The sequence below is a fragment of the Streptococcus sp. 27098_8_113 genome (genome assembly GCF_041432545.1).
In the GTDB taxonomy this organism is placed as follows: domain Bacteria; phylum Bacillota; class Bacilli; order Lactobacillales; family Streptococcaceae; genus Streptococcus.
The window spans coordinates 1-15,078 of the sequence record NZ_JAPVZU010000011.1; the positions used below are offsets into that span (position 1 = coordinate 1).

The 15,078-nt window shown below is 44.5% G+C and carries 15 protein-coding genes; 13 read left to right on the forward strand and 2 right to left on the reverse strand.

Translation table 11 applies throughout. The features are described from left to right. Positions 1-200 precede the first annotated feature (200 nt). The 11 genes from O3644_RS07105 (at position 201) to O3644_RS07155 (ending at position 9,591) form a co-directional block, all read left to right on the forward strand. Positions 201-872 carry a lysostaphin resistance A-like protein gene (locus tag O3644_RS07105; RefSeq protein WP_371595360.1) on the forward strand — a complete coding sequence of 224 codons (672 nt, stop codon included), beginning with the start codon at positions 201-203 and terminating at the stop codon, positions 870-872. A gap of 148 nt (positions 873-1,020) precedes the next feature. After that, the gene (locus O3644_RS07110) at positions 1,021-1,650 is read left to right on the forward strand and encodes a hypothetical protein (RefSeq protein WP_371595361.1); all 630 of its coding nucleotides are present in this window, start codon (positions 1,021-1,023) and stop codon (positions 1,648-1,650) included. A gap of 186 nt (positions 1,651-1,836) precedes the next feature. Beyond that, complete coding sequence (folP, locus tag O3644_RS07115; RefSeq protein WP_371595362.1) at positions 1,837-2,787, forward strand: dihydropteroate synthase; 951 nt, start codon at positions 1,837-1,839, stop codon at positions 2,785-2,787. Between the two features lie 2 nt (positions 2,788-2,789). Then, complete coding sequence (locus O3644_RS07120; RefSeq protein ID WP_371595363.1) at positions 2,790-4,133, forward strand: folylpolyglutamate synthase/dihydrofolate synthase family protein; 1,344 nt, start codon at positions 2,790-2,792, stop codon at positions 4,131-4,133. After that, positions 4,114-4,668, forward strand: a complete 555-nt coding sequence (gene folE / locus O3644_RS07125; RefSeq protein ID WP_002903579.1) for a GTP cyclohydrolase I FolE — start codon at positions 4,114-4,116, stop codon at positions 4,666-4,668. The genes O3644_RS07120 and folE overlap by 20 nt, the downstream gene beginning before the upstream one ends. 87 nt (positions 4,669-4,755) lie before the next feature. After that, positions 4,756-5,568, forward strand: coding sequence for a 2-amino-4-hydroxy-6-hydroxymethyldihydropteridine diphosphokinase (gene folK / locus O3644_RS07130; protein ID WP_371595364.1), 813 nt, complete (start codon positions 4,756-4,758; stop codon positions 5,566-5,568). A 94-nt stretch (positions 5,569-5,662) separates the two neighbouring features. After that, the gene (locus tag O3644_RS07135) at positions 5,663-6,370 is read left to right on the forward strand and encodes an ABC transporter ATP-binding protein (RefSeq protein WP_371595365.1); all 708 of its coding nucleotides are present in this window, start codon (positions 5,663-5,665) and stop codon (positions 6,368-6,370) included. Between the two features lies 1 nt (position 6,371). Further along, positions 6,372-7,160 carry a lantibiotic ABC transporter permease gene (locus O3644_RS07140; RefSeq protein ID WP_148888943.1) on the forward strand — a complete coding sequence of 263 codons (789 nt, stop codon included), beginning with the start codon at positions 6,372-6,374 and terminating at the stop codon, positions 7,158-7,160. After that, positions 7,160-7,882, forward strand: a complete 723-nt coding sequence (locus tag O3644_RS07145) for a lantibiotic ABC transporter permease (RefSeq protein ID WP_148888942.1) — start codon at positions 7,160-7,162, stop codon at positions 7,880-7,882. Before O3644_RS07140 ends, O3644_RS07145 begins: the two co-directional genes overlap by 1 nt. Before the next feature lie 12 nt (positions 7,883-7,894). Beyond that, positions 7,895-8,593: a response regulator transcription factor gene (locus tag O3644_RS07150; protein ID WP_371595366.1), complete on the forward strand. Its 699-nt coding sequence runs from the start codon at positions 7,895-7,897 to the stop codon at positions 8,591-8,593. Then, positions 8,560-9,591 (forward strand): sensor histidine kinase, encoded by a 1,032-nt coding sequence (locus O3644_RS07155; RefSeq protein WP_371595367.1) that lies wholly within the window; start codon positions 8,560-8,562, stop codon positions 9,589-9,591. Before O3644_RS07150 ends, O3644_RS07155 begins: the two co-directional genes overlap by 34 nt. A 134-nt stretch (positions 9,592-9,725) precedes the next feature. Here the strand turns inward: O3644_RS07155 and O3644_RS07160 are convergent, their stop codons facing one another. Next, positions 9,726-11,210 (reverse strand): DUF1846 domain-containing protein, encoded by a 1,485-nt coding sequence (locus O3644_RS07160; RefSeq protein ID WP_371595368.1) that lies wholly within the window; start codon positions 11,208-11,210, stop codon positions 9,726-9,728. A 152-nt stretch (positions 11,211-11,362) separates the two neighbouring features. Between O3644_RS07160 and O3644_RS07165 the strand changes: the two genes are divergently transcribed. Next, positions 11,363-13,003 (forward strand): alpha-glucosidase, encoded by a 1,641-nt coding sequence (locus O3644_RS07165; protein WP_371595369.1) that lies wholly within the window; start codon positions 11,363-11,365, stop codon positions 13,001-13,003. A 69-nt stretch (positions 13,004-13,072) separates the two neighbouring features. Further along, positions 13,073-13,453: a hypothetical protein gene (locus O3644_RS07170; RefSeq protein ID WP_371595371.1), complete on the forward strand. Its 381-nt coding sequence runs from the start codon at positions 13,073-13,075 to the stop codon at positions 13,451-13,453. A gap of 54 nt (positions 13,454-13,507) precedes the next feature. Here O3644_RS07170 and O3644_RS07175 read toward each other — a convergent pair whose 3' ends face one another. Beyond that, a complete protein-coding gene (locus O3644_RS07175) occupies positions 13,508-14,992 on the reverse strand; it encodes a DUF1846 domain-containing protein (protein ID WP_371595372.1) in 1,485 nt (494 codons plus the stop codon). Between the last annotated feature and the right edge of the window lie 86 nt (positions 14,993-15,078).

Consider the following 15,078-nt stretch of genomic DNA (forward strand, 5'->3'; position numbering starts at 1 on the left):
CTCTCTTTTTTGCTAGGTGTACTGCATTGGTAAAGGTATAATAAGAATCGAAATTTAGAGCTCTTTTTTGTTACTAGACTGAATCAAAAGCTGAGGGAAGGAGCTTCCTAGTGAGTATGATGGCACATTTTTTGATTTTACATGGCTCTTAGCTGTACAGGAAGGGAAAAATTCGCTATACTAAGTAAAAGGAGGAAAAAATGAAAATTTTTTTGCAAAAAGTAGAATATAGTTTACTGGCTTTGTTTTTAGCCGTACAGACTCAAGTTCCTTTTGTGCTGATCCAGTTTTACAAAGGTCGAGATCAAAGTTTTTCAATAGGCTACACCTTGCTTGTCCTGATGGTTTATTTTCTGATTATTTTTTATGCTCTGCGAATGGCCAAAAAAGAAGGCTTACTGACCCTTGATTTTAGCTTTTTTAATTTAAAATCAGTGATTTGGCTGGTATTATCCTATCTGATAACTTTCGGAGTTAGTATTTTTGCTGCGATTATTATGGTTCTAGAGGGGCAACTTTCAGGAATGACCGCTAATCAAACTGCTTTGCAGAACTTGTTTCAGAGTACGCCCGTTATTTTGCTTGTTGTGGGAGCTATTTTTTCAGCGCCAATTTTGGAAGAAATTCTTTTCCGTGGTTTGATTCCTAAAAAGCTATTTCCCCAGCATGAGTTGATTGGTTTGGTGGTTGGTTCTATCCTTTTTGGTTTTTTCCACGGTCCGACCAATATTGGTAGTTTTATCCTTTATGCTGGTATGGGGGGCGTTCTAGCTTTGGTGGTTCACCAGACTAAGCGTTTGGAAATGGGAATTTTAGCCCATATGTTGCGGAATGCTATTGCTATTCTAGTGATGATTGCCGCACAAGGCTAAGCATAGGTGATTAATGGATGAAGAGGTCAGCTTGATCTCTTTTTTGACATTTCAGGGATAAAAAGTGACTTTTTAGGGCAGCGAGCCAACAGGGCAAATCTTTTGCTTTATAATGAGAATTGTATCTTAGCTTTAGGGAGTGAAAAATATGCGTCTCAAATTTCAAAAATCTATCCAAATCTTATTAGTAGTTATGCTACTTCAATCGGGTTTGTTGCTTTTGGTTCAGCCAATGAGCAACCGCTTGGTTTTATCAAGGCCTAGTCTGTTCCTTATCTCTCTGTTTTTGATCATTCTTTTTGGGTACGCCTCTTACTTTTCTCGTGAGTGGCGGGATTTTAAGATAGAGCTGCGTGCTTCCAAGCGATTTCCACACTTGCGCCACCTCTACTTTTTGATGATTGCAAGCAATGCAGCAGGCCTTGTTCTTCTTTGCGGTCAGGCGGGTTTGGTGCAAGCACCCTTGCAGCAGCTAGTTTCAGACAGTTTTTTGGCTTCCTCCTTGCTGCTACTTGGCATGGACTTGCTGGCTTTGTCGCCGCAGGTTGACCAAAATAGGCAGATGAAATATGGGAAAAGTTTGGCTTTTGCTTTGGGAATCACTCTCTTTGCTTTCCTGAGAAATCCCGGAGAATCATCTTGTTTTCTAATTTATCTAAGTTTAGGCATGGCTTTTGTCCAAGTCTTGAAAGCTTGGGTTGGATCTCTGGAATTGTCCCTGCTGGCTCATCTTCTGCGAAATCTGATTCTAATCCTCCTTTTGCCCTTCTGTTTGTAAAAAGTGTTTTCTTAAATAGTGGAATTGTGGTAAAATGATAGATGACACAAGAGCCTGAGAGGGCTGCTTGTAAGATCAAGTGCAGTTTGTAAAACTGATGCTGCATCTGCTGTTGGCTTTGCGGTACACTAGATGAGTGTGCCTTTTTTGTTGAAAGGCAGAAGTGGCAAGAGGAAAGGAAATACGATGAATCTAAGACAGCTTGCACCAGATGGCAAGACGGCCCTTTGCGGGATTCTCAATGTTACTCCAGATTCCTTTTCGGATGGGGGCAGATATGATACGGTGGAAAAGGCTCTGGAGCAGGCGCGCAAGATGATAGCTCAGGGAGCTCACCTGCTGGATATCGGTGGAGAGTCGACTCGTCCGGGCAGCCATTTTGTGGAAATAGAGTCCGAGATAGAGCGAGTGGTGCCGGTCATTAAGGCTCTTCGTCGGGAGAGTGATATCCTCATTTCTGTGGATACTTGGAAGGCACCAGTTGCAGAAGCAGCTTTGGCCGCTGGAGCCAATATCATCAATGACATCACAGGACTCTTGGGTGATGAGAGAATGGCAGTTGTGGCTGCCAAGGCTGGAGCACCAGTTATTGCCATGTTCAACCCAGTCATGGCTCGGCCCCAACATGCTAGCTCGAAAATCTTTCCGACTTTTGGCTTTGGGCCTGCTTTTACGGAGTCAGAATTAGCAAATTTTGAGCAGCTGGATATTCAGGCGCTCATGTGGGCATTTTTTGAAAAAACACTGGCAAGAGCTGAGAAAGCTGGGTTGGAGAAGGAGCAAATCATGCTGGATCCAGGGATTGGTTTTGGTTTGACCAAGCGGGAAAATCTCTTGCTCTTACAGGAACTGAATAGCATTCATCGGGCTGGCTTTCCCATTTTTCTGGGTGTCTCTCGCAAACGCTTTTTGGTCAATATCTTGGAGGAAAATGGTTTTGAGACCGACCCAGAGACGGAAGCTGGCTTTCAAAACAGAGACCTGGCCTCAGCTCATTTGACCAGCATTGCAGCTAGTCAAGGCGTTGAGGCTGTCCGAGTGCATGATGTGGGAGTCCACCGGATGGCAGCCGAGATTGGCGATGCCATTCGACTGGCTCAGAAAATGGAAGATCTAAATTTACGGCAGTATAAGTGACTATGACAAAAGAAGAATTGCCAGATTTAAGCTGGCTGGAAGCCTATCGGACGGATAGTCCTAATTTTGGCTTGGAGCGGATGGAGCGGATGCTGGCGCTGCGGGGAAATCCTCATTTGCAGCTGTCAGTGATTCATATAGGGGGGACCAACGGGAAGGGCTCAACCATTGCCCACCTGCGTCAACTCTTGGAAATGCAAGGCCTGCGTGTAGGAACCTTTACCTCTCCCTATCTGATCAGCTACAATGAACAAATCGCCATCAATGGTCGGTCTATTCCCAATCAAGATTTGTCGCGCCTTCTAGAGACTTATCGAGCTCTCTTTGAAGAGCAAGCGAATGATGAGGTTTTGCAGGGAGTGACTGAGTTTGAAATCATGACGGCTTTGGCCTATGATTATTTGGCTCAGGAGCGGGTCGATGTGGCCATTATGGAGGTCGGCATGGGCGGCCTCTTGGACAGTACCAATGTCTGCCGACCTGATCTGACAGCCATTACGACTATTGGCCTAGATCATGTGGCTCTGCTGGGGCATTCTCTGGCAGCAATTGCCGAGCAGAAGGCGGGAATTATCAAGCCAAATGTGCCCTTGGTGACTGGACGGATTGAGCCAGAAGCTCTAGTGGTCATTGAGGATAAGGCTCATCAAAAGCAAGCGCCTAACTATGTTTATGGGCAGTCTTATCAAGTGCAGAGCTTGGGCGGGACTGAATCAGGAGAGCATTTTAGCTTTTCCAATGCCTATCGGGAGGCGGAGCCTTACCTGACGCCTCTGCTGGGGCAGCATCAGGTAGATAATGCTGGTTTGGCGATTGAGCTCTGTGACCTCTATTGTCAGAGCAAGCAGCTACCGCTGTTAACAAAAGAGCAAGTTGGCGCGGCTTTAGTGGCGACCAGTTGGCCGGGTCGGATGGAGCAGATTTCGCACCAGCCTCGTATTTTGCTTGATGGCGCCCACAATCTACATGCCATGGAGAGGTTGGCGAGGACCTTGAGCCAGCATTATCCAGACTTGGATAAGAAAATCCTTTTCAGCTGTATCCAGACCAAGTCTCTGGAGGAAATGGTGGGTCAGCTCAAGCAGGTGCCTAAGAGTCAGCTAATTTTGACCAATTTTGCAGATCCACGGAGCTTTTCCAAAGAGAAAATGGAGGCGCTGGCTTGCGAGCAGGGATTGAACTATGCTGATTGGCAGGGATTTTTAGAGGCTTATTTGAAAGCTGAGCATGGGACCGATGAGCTCTTGCTGATTACGGGCTCCCTTTATTTTTTGGCTCAGGTCAGGGCCTATATCATTGACAAAGAAAAAGAATCTAGGAGTGAATATGGACACGAAGAAAATTGAAGCAGCTGTTGCCCAGATTATTGAGGCGGTTGGAGAAGACGGAAGCCGCGAAGGTTTGCTGGAGACGCCACAGCGCATTGCTAAAATGTACCAAGAAATCTTTGCTGGGCTAGGCGAGACTGCTGAGGAGCATCTGGCCAAGTCTTTTGAAATCATTGACAATAATATGGTAGTGGAGAAGGATATTTTCTTTCATTCCATGTGTGAGCATCACTTCCTGCCATTTTACGGGAAGGTTCACATCGCCTATGTGCCTAATGGGCGGGTAGCAGGCCTGTCCAAGTTGGCCCGAACAGTAGAGGTCTATGCCAAGAAACCGCAGATTCAAGAGCGATTGACCGTAGAGATTGCTGAGGCCTTGATGGATTATCTGGGTGCTCAAGGGGCCCTGGTCTGGGTGGAAGCTGAGCATATGTGTATGAATATGCGTGGAGTCAGAAAGCCTGGCACTGCAACAGTTACTACAGCGGCGCGTGGCGTTTTAGCGACGGATAAGGACCTAAAAAATGAAGCTTACAAATTGATGGGGCATTGATCTTATCAGTGGTGAAGCATGTTAGGAAAGGCCAAATAGTTTTATTAAGGACGAAATGCAGAAACTTGAATCAGAAAGGATAAGAGAATGGATCAGCTGCGCATTAAGGATTTGGAAGTGTATGCCTATCACGGTCTGTTTGGAGCAGAGAAGGAATTGGGCCAGCGTTTTGTGCTGGATCTGATTTTGGACTATGATATGACTCGGGCTGCAAAAACAGGCGACCTGACAGCTTCTATCCACTATGGAGAATTAGCTCAGGATTTGACCCACTGGTGTCAGGAAAGCAAGGAAGACTTGATTGAGACGCTGGCTTACAAGCTGATTGATCGGATTTTTCTGACTCACCCTTTAGTACAGAAGGTCAGCTTGGAGGTCAAAAAGCCTTGGGCACCAGTGCCGTTGCCTTTAGAGACCTGCTCAGTCAAGCTAGTGCACCAAAAGCGGAAGGTCTTTATCGCTCTGGGCAGCAATCAGGGCAGCCCAGCTGCCAATCTAGATGCGGCTTTGGAAAAAATAGCAGAGCAAAATATAAGAGTTTTGCAGGCATCAAGCCGTATCCAGACAGAGCCTTGGGGTGGCGTTGAGCAGGATCCGTTTCTCAATCAAGTTGTTGAAGTTGAAACCTGGCTCAATCCAGAGGAGCTGATGCAGACGCTCTTAGCTATCGAAGCGGATTTAGGGCGCGTGCGGGAGATCAAATGGGGACCGCGTGTGATTGATCTGGATATCCTTTACATAGGACAAGAAGAGATATACAGTCCAGATTTGATTGTTCCTCATCCTTATGTGGCTGAGCGAGCTTTTGTCTTGCAATCTCTGGTGGAAATCGCGCCACACTTTGTCGATCCCGTGCAGAAAAAAAGCATCCGCCAGCTCTGGGATGCAGTTGAAAAATGAGAAAAGAAACTTGTCGCGAGGCAAGTTTTTTTATTGTCTGAACTTTCTCTGAACTTGCCCCTGTATACTAAAGAAAAAACAAAAGGAGTTCAGTATGGAACATATGGTGAAAATAGAAGGTGTCTGCAAAAAACATGGCAGTAAGCAGATTTTAAAAGATATTTCTTTTACAGCTAGAAGTGGTCGGATTACAGCTTTTCTGGGCCCGAATGGTGCTGGTAAAAGTTCGACCTTGAGGATTCTCTTGGGATTGGATCGGGCGACGTCTGGAACTGCGACTTTTGATGGGCAAACCTATCAGTCAATGACTTATCCGCTCAGAACGGTAGGTGCAGCCTTTGACGGCATTGGCGGTCTGCCAAATCGAAAGGTCTATGACCACTTGAGGATTATTGCGGCGAGTAATGCCATTCCCAAGTCTCGGATTGATGAGGTTTTGGAGATGACTGGAATCGCTCATAAGAGGAAGGACCTCTTGTCAAGCCTGTCTCTAGGGGAAGGTCAACGCTTGGGTTTGGCAGCAGCTTTGCTGGGTGATCCTCAGTTTCTTATATTAGATGAGCCGACTAATGGACTAGATCCAAGTGGGATCAAGTGGTTTAGAAAGTTCATCCGTCAGCAGGCTGATTTAGGGAAAACGGTACTTCTATCTTCTCATATCCTATCAGAGGTGCAAATGGTGACAGATGATGTTGTCTTGATTCATCATGGGCGCATTATTAAGCAGGGACAATTGGAAGAGGTGTTGCAAGATTCAGACAGCCTAGAAGATCTCTTCTTTGATTTGACAGAGGAGGTTTAAAATGAAAGAAACGATGTCTTTATTGCATTCAGAATGGTTGAAAATTTGCTCAACCAAGGCTTTTAAAGTGAGTATGGCCTTCATGCTGCTATTGGTGCCTGCTGTATCCTGGCTGGAGGGGCGACAGTATTTATCTGTCGGCTTGGATGCCACACCTGAGACGGTTCCCGGTCTGGCAGAAGCCATTGACCCGCTGGAATATCTAGGCCTCAATGGTGCCTCTATGGCAGGCATGGTTTTGGTCATCTTAGCTGGAATTTTGGGAGCTATGGAATTTCAGTCTCATAGCTTGAGAACCAGTCTTTTGACCTGTAATAACCGCCTGAAGTTGCTTGTGGGGAAACTCATGACCTTTGCTTGCTTTTCTCTTGCCAGTAGCTTTTTATCAATCTACTTTAGTTATATGGTCATGCATCTGGCTTTAGGAAAGGAAGGGCTTGATCCGATTTTGCTCAATCAGGCAGCTTGGAGTTTGATTTTGTGGAAAACCTTATCTCTAACCTTATTAGGAATCCTTTCATTTTTGTTAGGTTTATTGGCTCGGACCATGCTAGTTCCTCTGCTTTTTCTCGTACCCCAAATCTATAATTTAGGAAACTACCTAGCTGCTCACACGAGTTGGGGAGCTTATTTGCCACAGCCAGCAGGAGAGTTATTTGCTGCAACGCCAACTTCCCAATATGTCACCAATCCCTTGCAAGGGCTGTTGATACTTGGCGCATGGATACTAATCATCGGCGGCATGACTTCTCTGCGCTTTTTGAAGACGGATTTAGGAGGGCGCTACTGATGATAAAAGCTCTGCTTAGAAGTGAATGGATTAAGTTCCGTTCTTACTATCTCGCTCTTGGTGCCGCCTTGGTGGCTCTGGTAGTCGTTCCTTTTTTTCTGATGAATCTTGACTATAGTCAGACAGCAGTTGGCCAGACAAAGGCTCTGAGCGAGGCTTTGCATGCCCTCTATCTGGCGCAGCCTGTCATCGTCATCTTTACTTCCCTCTATTTTGCCCAGGAGTTTGTCAAGTCTGGGATGCGAACGAATTTTCTAACCGTATCAAATAGAAAGGCTTGGTTGGCTGGGAAATTCCTTTTTCTGGTCTTGCTGCTCATAGTTCTCTACAGTGTCATGGTAGGCAGCTGTTTCCTTGTTATGCTGGCTCGTTTTGACCTAAGCTTTAGCTGGTCCTTACTAGGGAAATTCCTCTATTACAGCTCTTTTGGTCTTCTCAGCAATCTTTTTCTGGCTTTTTTAACTGCCGGCCTCGCTTTGCTATTTCAATCTTGGGTTGTGCCGGTGTCGGTGCTCTTTCCTCTCTTGATTGGCCTCAGTCGTTTATTGGCAACTTTCATCAAAGAAGCAAAATACCTGCCCGATCTGGCTACGCTAAATCTTTTTGAGTATGAAGGACTTCAGCATTCAATAGATCTATCAGGGCTGGGGATACAGCTATTCTGGCTAGCTTTGATTTGGAGCTCTGCTATATTCTTAACCTTGAAACGAGATGTTCGCTAGAGGTATGCTATAATGGAAAATATGAGACAGTATCGTATTTTGGTGGTTGATGACGACCAAAGCATTTTGAAGCTGGTGAAAAACGTCCTAGAGCTCGATGCTTATGATGTGAAGACACTTGATCGGATAGAAGACCTAGAACTGACGCATTTTGTCGGATATGACTTGATTCTACTGGATGTGATGATGGAGCCTGTTAATGGTTTTGAGCTGTGTTCCTACATTCGTCCTCATCTTTCATGTCCAATCATCTTTCTGACGGCTAAGGAGTTGGAGGCGGACAAGGTGGAAGGGCTCTTTCGCGGAGCAGATGACTATATTGTTAAGCCTTTTGGGACTAAAGAATTGCTGGCGCGTGTCAGAGCTCATCTTCGGCGTGAAGAAAGGCGTGAGGAGCGCTATTCTGAAATTGCTTCTTGTCAATTTTATCCAGAGCGCTATGAAGTTGCCCGTTTTGGTAAAGTCCTGAAATTTTCAGAGCGAGAGTTTAAGTTACTGCATTTATTAGCTAGCAATCCCAAACAGACCTTTTCAGCTGAACGCCTGCATACCTTGCTTTACCCAGAAAGCTCAGAAACACAGCTTCGCTCCATCTCAGAATACGTATATCAAATTCGTCAAAAATGCAAACAAGAAGGGCTGCAAGCAATCGCAACAGTGAGAGGAGTAGGCTATAGATGGCAATTAGAACCCGAAATTTCAAAAGCCTAGTCTGGACAAGCAGTTTAAAAATCGTCTTTTTCCATGTTTTGATTTTTGTGCTTATAGGCTATGAATTTACGCAAGGAAGTGATCACGTTCTTTTTACCTTGTTCTTTTGGGCAGGGAGCTTGTTGCTGATTACTTTTTATAATATTTTGAAATTGCTCCGAAAAATCGACAGGGAAATAAAAATGTTAACGAGCGAGAAGCTTTTAGAAGAAAATCAAAGCCAGCTTTTTCGGATCGAGGAAATGTTAGAAGTTTATAGCGATTTACGGAGCAGCCACCAAGAAAATGCTCGTCTTCTAGAAAAAGAGCAGCAGCATAATCAGGAGTTGATTTTACAGCTATCAGCGACATCGCACGATTTGAAAACGCCCCTAACTGTGATTAAGGGGAATGCTGAGCTCTTGGAGTTGACGCAGTTGGACCAGCCACAGGCAGACTATGCTGCTGAGATTTTGCAGGCTAGTCACAAGATGGAAGAGTATTGTGGCTCTTTGATTGATTACGCTAAGACTTTTCAGATTGATGCTAATCAGTTCAGTCAGCTTTCCTTAGAGACCTTTTTGGCTGAGTTACAGGACGACTGGGCACTGTTCAGCAAACAGGAAAGCCATCATTTTTATCTCCAAGAAGATTGTGATCTTAGTCTGATTTTGTCGATTCATTTGGACTATCTCAAACGGGCTTTGCTCAATATTTTACTGAATGCGCTTGAACATGCAGACCAGGATCAAAAGGAAGTCAAGCTAACGGTATCATTACAACAGGACCAGTTGGTTTTTGCGATCTGGAACAACGGCCCTTCATTTTCAGAGGAGATGTTGCTGGGAGCAGAACGGCTCTTTTACCAGAGTGATCAAAGCCGCAATTCAGCTAATCCCCATCATGGTATCGGCTTAGCCTTTTCTAAGCAGGTAGCTCTCTTGCACGGTGGTCGTCTGACCCTGCTCAATCCAGACCAAGGGGGAGCCTGTGTTGAGTTGACAATTTCATTGAAATAAGTGAGGTTGGAAAAAATCATAAAACGCATAATACCAAGTGTTCAAAAACCCTTGATATTATGCGTTTTATCTTTTATCGTGTAAAGATTTACTGGATTTTCCCTCAGATTGAGTTTTTGCCCAGCCTTGTTCATTTATTTGCGATACAAGCGATCGTATTGGTAGTAAGGGTCAAAGGTCACGTTGATACCTAGTTTACGAAGGACGTTCTTGTCTTCGTCTGTCAAGATGATGGTTGAGTGGGCTTCGCTTCCTTTGAGGTTGCCAAGTTCTTCCATGGCACGAGCAGCATCAGGATTTTCCATAGCTGTGATGGCAAGAGCAATCAGGATTTCATTTGAGTGCAGGCGCGGATTGCGACTACCTAGATGATTGATTTTAAGACCTTGAATTGGTTTGACAACTTCAGGCTCAATTAGTTTCACTTCCTTGTCAATCGTAGCGGATTTCTTGATGGCATTGATCAAGGCAGCGGCTGTTGGGCCAAAGAGTTCTGAGTTTTTGCCAGTGACAATGTCACCAGATGGTAATTCGAGAGCTAGGGCAGGTCCGCCAGTTTCTTCAGCCTTTTGACGTGCTGCGACAGCAACTTTACGGTCTGCAGGTGTGATACCGAGGTCGTTCATGAGAAGTTCAATCTTCTTGACAGCAGTTTCTCCAACTTTTTCAGCTTTGAAATCAAGAACGGTTTGATAGTAACGACGGATGATTTCTTGCTTAGATGCTTCGATAGCGGCTTCATTATCTGTAATAGCAAAACCAACCATGTTGACACCCATGTCTGTCGGTGAAGCGTATGGAGATTCACCTAGAATACGTTCTAACATGCGCTTGAGCACTGGGAAAATTTCGATATCACGGTTGTAGTTGACAGTGGTTTCTCCGTAGGTTTGAAGGTGGAAGGGGTCAATCATGTTGACATCATCTAGGTCTGCTGTAGCAGCCTCGTAGGCCAAGTTGACTGGATGATGAAGGGGCAGGTTCCAGACTGGGAAAGTTTCAAATTTAGCGTAGCCAGACTTGATACCGTTGATTTGGTCGTGGTACATATTGGATACACAGGTTGCCAATTTCCCAGAACCAGGTCCAGGAGCCGTTACGACGATTAACTTGCGACTGGTTTTGATGTAGTCGTTTTTCCCCATTCCTTCTGGAGAAATGATGTGATCCATATCCGTTGGGTAGCCTTTGATTGGATAATGAAGATAAGAATCAATTCCATTTTTCTCAAGCTGGTTGCGGAAGGCATCTGCAGCAGGTTGACCAGCGTATTGCGTGATAACAACGGAGCCAACAAAAATCCCCAATTCATTGAATTTATCAATCAAACGAAGAACTTCTTGGTCATAGGAAATGCCCAAGTCACCTCGTGCTTTGGAATGCTCGATATTGCTAGCATTAATGGCGATAACAACCTCAACCTGCTCTTTCAATTCTTGCAAGAGCTTGATTTTATTATCAGGCTCATAACCAGGAAGTACACGAGCAGCGTGGAAATCTTCTAACATTTTGCCGCCAAACTCTAGGTAAAGCTTGCCGTCAAATTGGTTAATGCGCTCCAAAATGTGGTCGCGTTGTAGATTCAAATATTGTTCAGAACTAAAAGCTTGTTTTTTCATTTTTTTACCTCTGACCTCTATTATAATAAAAAATTGGAAGTTAGGAAACTACGGAGCTAAAAAAGAAATTAAAAAGATTAAGCAAACGCTTGCAAGAAGTTTTAAAAAGCGCTATCATAGACTATAGATTATTAAAATAATGAGGTAAACAGATGCAAGAAAAATGGTGGCATAATGCCGTAGTCTATCAAGTCTATCCTAAGAGTTTTATGGATAGTAATGGAGATGGAATTGGTGATTTGCCAGGAATTACGAGTAAGTTAGACTATCTAGCTAAGCTAGGGATTACAGCGATTTGGCTTTCTCCCGTTTATGACAGTCCTATGGATGATAATGGTTATGATATTGCTGATTATCAAGCGATTGCTGGTATTTTCGGGACCATGGAGGATATGGATGAACTGATCGCAGAAGCTAAGAAGCGTGATATTCGTATCATCATGGACTTGGTGGTCAATCATACCTCGGATGAGCATGCCTGGTTTGTAGAGGCCTGTGAAAATCCTGACAGCCCTGAGCGAGACTACTATATCTGGCGGGATGAGCCCAACGATTTGGATTCCATCTTTAGTGGATCTGCTTGGGAATACGATGAAAAGTCGGGTCAATACTATCTCCACTTTTTCAGCAAGAAACAGCCTGATCTCAACTGGGAAAATGAAAAACTTCGCCAGAAAATTTATGAGATGATGAACTTTTGGATTGATAAAGGCATTGGCGGTTTCCGTATGGATGTCATCGACATGATTGGCAAGATTCCTGATGAGAAGGTAGTCAATAACGGTCCCATGCTCCATCCCTATCTCAAAGAGATGAATCAGGCGACTTTTGGGGATAAGGATCTCTTGACAGTAGGGGAAACATGGGGGGCAACACCAGAAATTGCCAAGCTCTACTCTGATCCGAAGGGTCAAGAATTGTCTATGGTTTTCCAATTTGAACATATTTGTCTTCAGTATCAGGAAGGGCAACCTAAGTGGCACTATCAAAAAGAGCTGAATATCAGTAAGTTGAAAGAAATCTTCAACAAATGGCAGACAGAGTTAGGAGTTGAGGATGGCTGGAATTCCCTCTTCTGGAACAACCATGACCTTCCTCGTATTGTCTCTATCTGGGGAAATGACCAAGAATACCGAGAAAAATCTGCCAAAGCCTTTGCCATCTTGCTTCATCTCATGAGAGGAACTCCTTATATCTACCAAGGTGAGGAAATTGGGATGACCAACTATCCGTTTGAAACACTGGATCAAGTAGAAGATATTGAATCCCTCAACTATGCGCGTGAGGCTCTTGAAAAAGGCGTTCCGATGGAAGAAATCATGGACAGTATCCGTGTTATTGGACGTGACAATGCCCGTACCCCAATGCAATGGGATGAGAGCAAAAACGCTGGTTTCTCAACAGGTCAACCTTGGTTGGCAGTGAATCCAAACCATCAAGAAATCAACGTTCAAGAAGCACTGGCAAACCCAGATTCTATTTTCTATACCTATCAGAAACTCATCCAGATCCGTAAGGAAAACAGCTGGTTGATTCGTGCTGATTTTGAATTACTCGATACGGCTGATAAGGTCTTTGCTTATATCCGTAAGGACGGTGACCGTCGCTTCCTAGTCGTGGCTAATTTGTCCAATGAAAAACAAAATTTTTCAGTAGAAGGAAAAATAAAATCTGTCTTGATTGAAAACACTGTGACTCAAGAAACTGTCGAGAAGCAGATCTTGGCTCCATGGGATGCCTTCTGTGGGGATTATATTGATTGTGGTGATCTTGAAAATTTTTCAAGCGTATGAAAAATAGGAGGTTGATATGGAATACTAACGAAACAAGAATTTCGAAAAAAACTTCAAAGGAAAGTGATCATGGGTCGCATCCTGATTTTAGTCCTCTGGCTGGGGTTGGGATGGAGCTACATTCATTCTCTGGATGATTTACAGGAAGGCATCATGGTTGGTCTGCTGCTAGGGATTTCTTTGATGGTTCTGCGTTATAATCTTGCCTTGAAACGGGAGGAAGCCTTTAATAGGCTCTACATTCAGGTGACGGATGAACGCAATCGGATGATTGACGAAAAGACTCGCACTCTGCTCTTTGATATCCTTTTGCTGCTGGCGGCAGGACTGAGCCTTCTGTCTATGATTTTTCCTATCATTTTGAATCTCAATCAGTTTCTGACTTTGACCATTATCCTAGTTTTGGGACTTTACTATCTCTTGCGTTTTCTCCTATCCAAGCGCTATTAACAAAAAAAGCTGGCAGGGCCAGCTTTCTCAACAAGCTTTTAACAGAGCTTGTTTTTATTTTCTATAAAGTCGATCATACTGATGAACAGGATCCATAGTTACATGGATGCCGAGTTTGCGCAGAACATTTTTGTCTTCATCTGTCAGCATTACGGTTGAATGAGCTTCGCTGCCCTTGAGATTTCCAAGCTCTTGCATGGCTTGTGCAGCGTCTTGATTTTCCATGGCTGTGATTGCCAGGGCCATTAAGATTTCATTTGAGTGAAGGCGCGGATTACGGCTGCCCAAATGATTGATTTTCAGACCTTGGATTGGTTTAACGTACTCGGGCTCAATCAGCTTGGTCTCTTTGGCAATATTGGCTAATTTCTTAATGGCATTAATCAATACAGCAGCCGTAGGGCCAAAGAGCTCAGAGGTCTTACCGGTTACGATTTCGCCATTTGGCAATTCCAGAGCCAGAGCTGGCTCACCAGTGCTTTCAGCCTTGGCACGCGCAGCAACGGTTACTTTACGATCCAGCGGTGTGATGCCCAAGTCATTCATCAAGAGTTCGATTTTCTTGATAGCAGATTCTGAAACGCGCTCCGCCTTGAAGTCTAGAATCGTCTGGTAGTAGCGGCGGATGATTTCCTGTTGAGAAGCCTCTATAGCAGCGTCATTGTCTACAATGGCAAAGCCGACCATGTTGACGCCCATGTCTGTTGGAGAAGCATAAGGTGATTTGCCTAGGATGCGCTCCAGCATACGCTTAAGGACTGGGAAAATTTCGATATCACGGTTGTAGTTGACAGTGGTTTCGCCGTAGGTTTGCAGGTGGAAAGGATCAATCATGTTGACATCGTCCAGGTCTGCTGTCGCTGCCTCATAAGCTAAATTGACTGGATGGTGCAGGGGCAGATTCCAAACTGGGAAGGTTTCAAATTTGGCATAGCCTGACTTGATGCCATTGATTTGGTCGTGGTACATGTTGGACAAGCAAGTAGCCAATTTACCAGAACCAGGACCAGGTGCGGTCACTACGACCAGATTACGGCTGGTTTTGATATAGTCGTTTTTGCCCATGCCTTCGGGCGAGATGATATGGTCCATATCAGTAGGATAGCCCTTGATTGGATAGTGGATATAGGAGTCAATTCCATTCTTTTCTAGCTGAGCTCGGAAGAGATCGGCTGCTGGCTGGCCGGCATACTGGGTGATGACCACTGAGCCCACATAAATATCCAGCTCATTAAAGGTATCGATTAGGCGCAGAACTTCTTGGTCATAGGAAATGCCCAAGTCTCCACGCGCTTTCGAGTGCTCAATATTGTTGGCATTGATAGCAATGACAATCTCGACTTGGTCCTTGAGCTCTTTGAGCAGTCTAATTTTATTGTCCGGCTCATAACCTGGCAGGACGCGGGCAGCATGGAAGTCTTCCAGCATTTTACCGCCGAATTCCATGTACAATTTGCCCTCAAATTGATTAATGCGCTCCAAGATATGGTCGCGCTGTAGGTTTAAGTATTTTTCTGAATCAAAAGCAATTTTTTTCATGTATAGTTTCACCTCTGGTAAGCATTATAACAAAATTTCTTCAAGTTGGAAAATTAAAAGAGAGTATATTATATAAAATAGATAGC

Coding starts and splice junctions, on each gene's coding strand:
- O3644_RS07165 (WP_371595369.1), top strand. CDS start 11,363: ATGCAAGAAAAATGGTGGCATAATGCCGTAGTCTATCAAGTCTATCCT.
- O3644_RS07105 (WP_371595360.1), top strand. CDS start 201: ATGAAAATTTTTTTGCAAAAAGTAGAATATAGTTTACTGGCTTTGTTT.
- O3644_RS07160 (WP_371595368.1), bottom strand. CDS start 11,210: ATGAAAAAACAAGCTTTTAGTTCTGAACAATATTTGAATCTACAACGC.
- folP (WP_371595362.1), top strand. CDS start 1,837: ATGAATCTAAGACAGCTTGCACCAGATGGCAAGACGGCCCTTTGCGGG.
- O3644_RS07140 (WP_148888943.1), top strand. CDS start 6,372: ATGAAAGAAACGATGTCTTTATTGCATTCAGAATGGTTGAAAATTTGC.
- O3644_RS07170 (WP_371595371.1), top strand. CDS start 13,073: ATGGGTCGCATCCTGATTTTAGTCCTCTGGCTGGGGTTGGGATGGAGC.
- O3644_RS07145 (WP_148888942.1), top strand. CDS start 7,160: ATGATAAAAGCTCTGCTTAGAAGTGAATGGATTAAGTTCCGTTCTTAC.
- folE (WP_002903579.1), top strand. CDS start 4,114: ATGGACACGAAGAAAATTGAAGCAGCTGTTGCCCAGATTATTGAGGCG.
- O3644_RS07110 (WP_371595361.1), top strand. CDS start 1,021: ATGCGTCTCAAATTTCAAAAATCTATCCAAATCTTATTAGTAGTTATG.
- O3644_RS07150 (WP_371595366.1), top strand. CDS start 7,895: ATGGAAAATATGAGACAGTATCGTATTTTGGTGGTTGATGACGACCAA.
- folK (WP_371595364.1), top strand. CDS start 4,756: ATGGATCAGCTGCGCATTAAGGATTTGGAAGTGTATGCCTATCACGGT.
- O3644_RS07120 (WP_371595363.1), top strand. CDS start 2,790: ATGACAAAAGAAGAATTGCCAGATTTAAGCTGGCTGGAAGCCTATCGG.
- O3644_RS07175 (WP_371595372.1), bottom strand. CDS start 14,992: ATGAAAAAAATTGCTTTTGATTCAGAAAAATACTTAAACCTACAGCGC.
- O3644_RS07155 (WP_371595367.1), top strand. CDS start 8,560: ATGGCAATTAGAACCCGAAATTTCAAAAGCCTAGTCTGGACAAGCAGT.
- O3644_RS07135 (WP_371595365.1), top strand. CDS start 5,663: ATGGAACATATGGTGAAAATAGAAGGTGTCTGCAAAAAACATGGCAGT.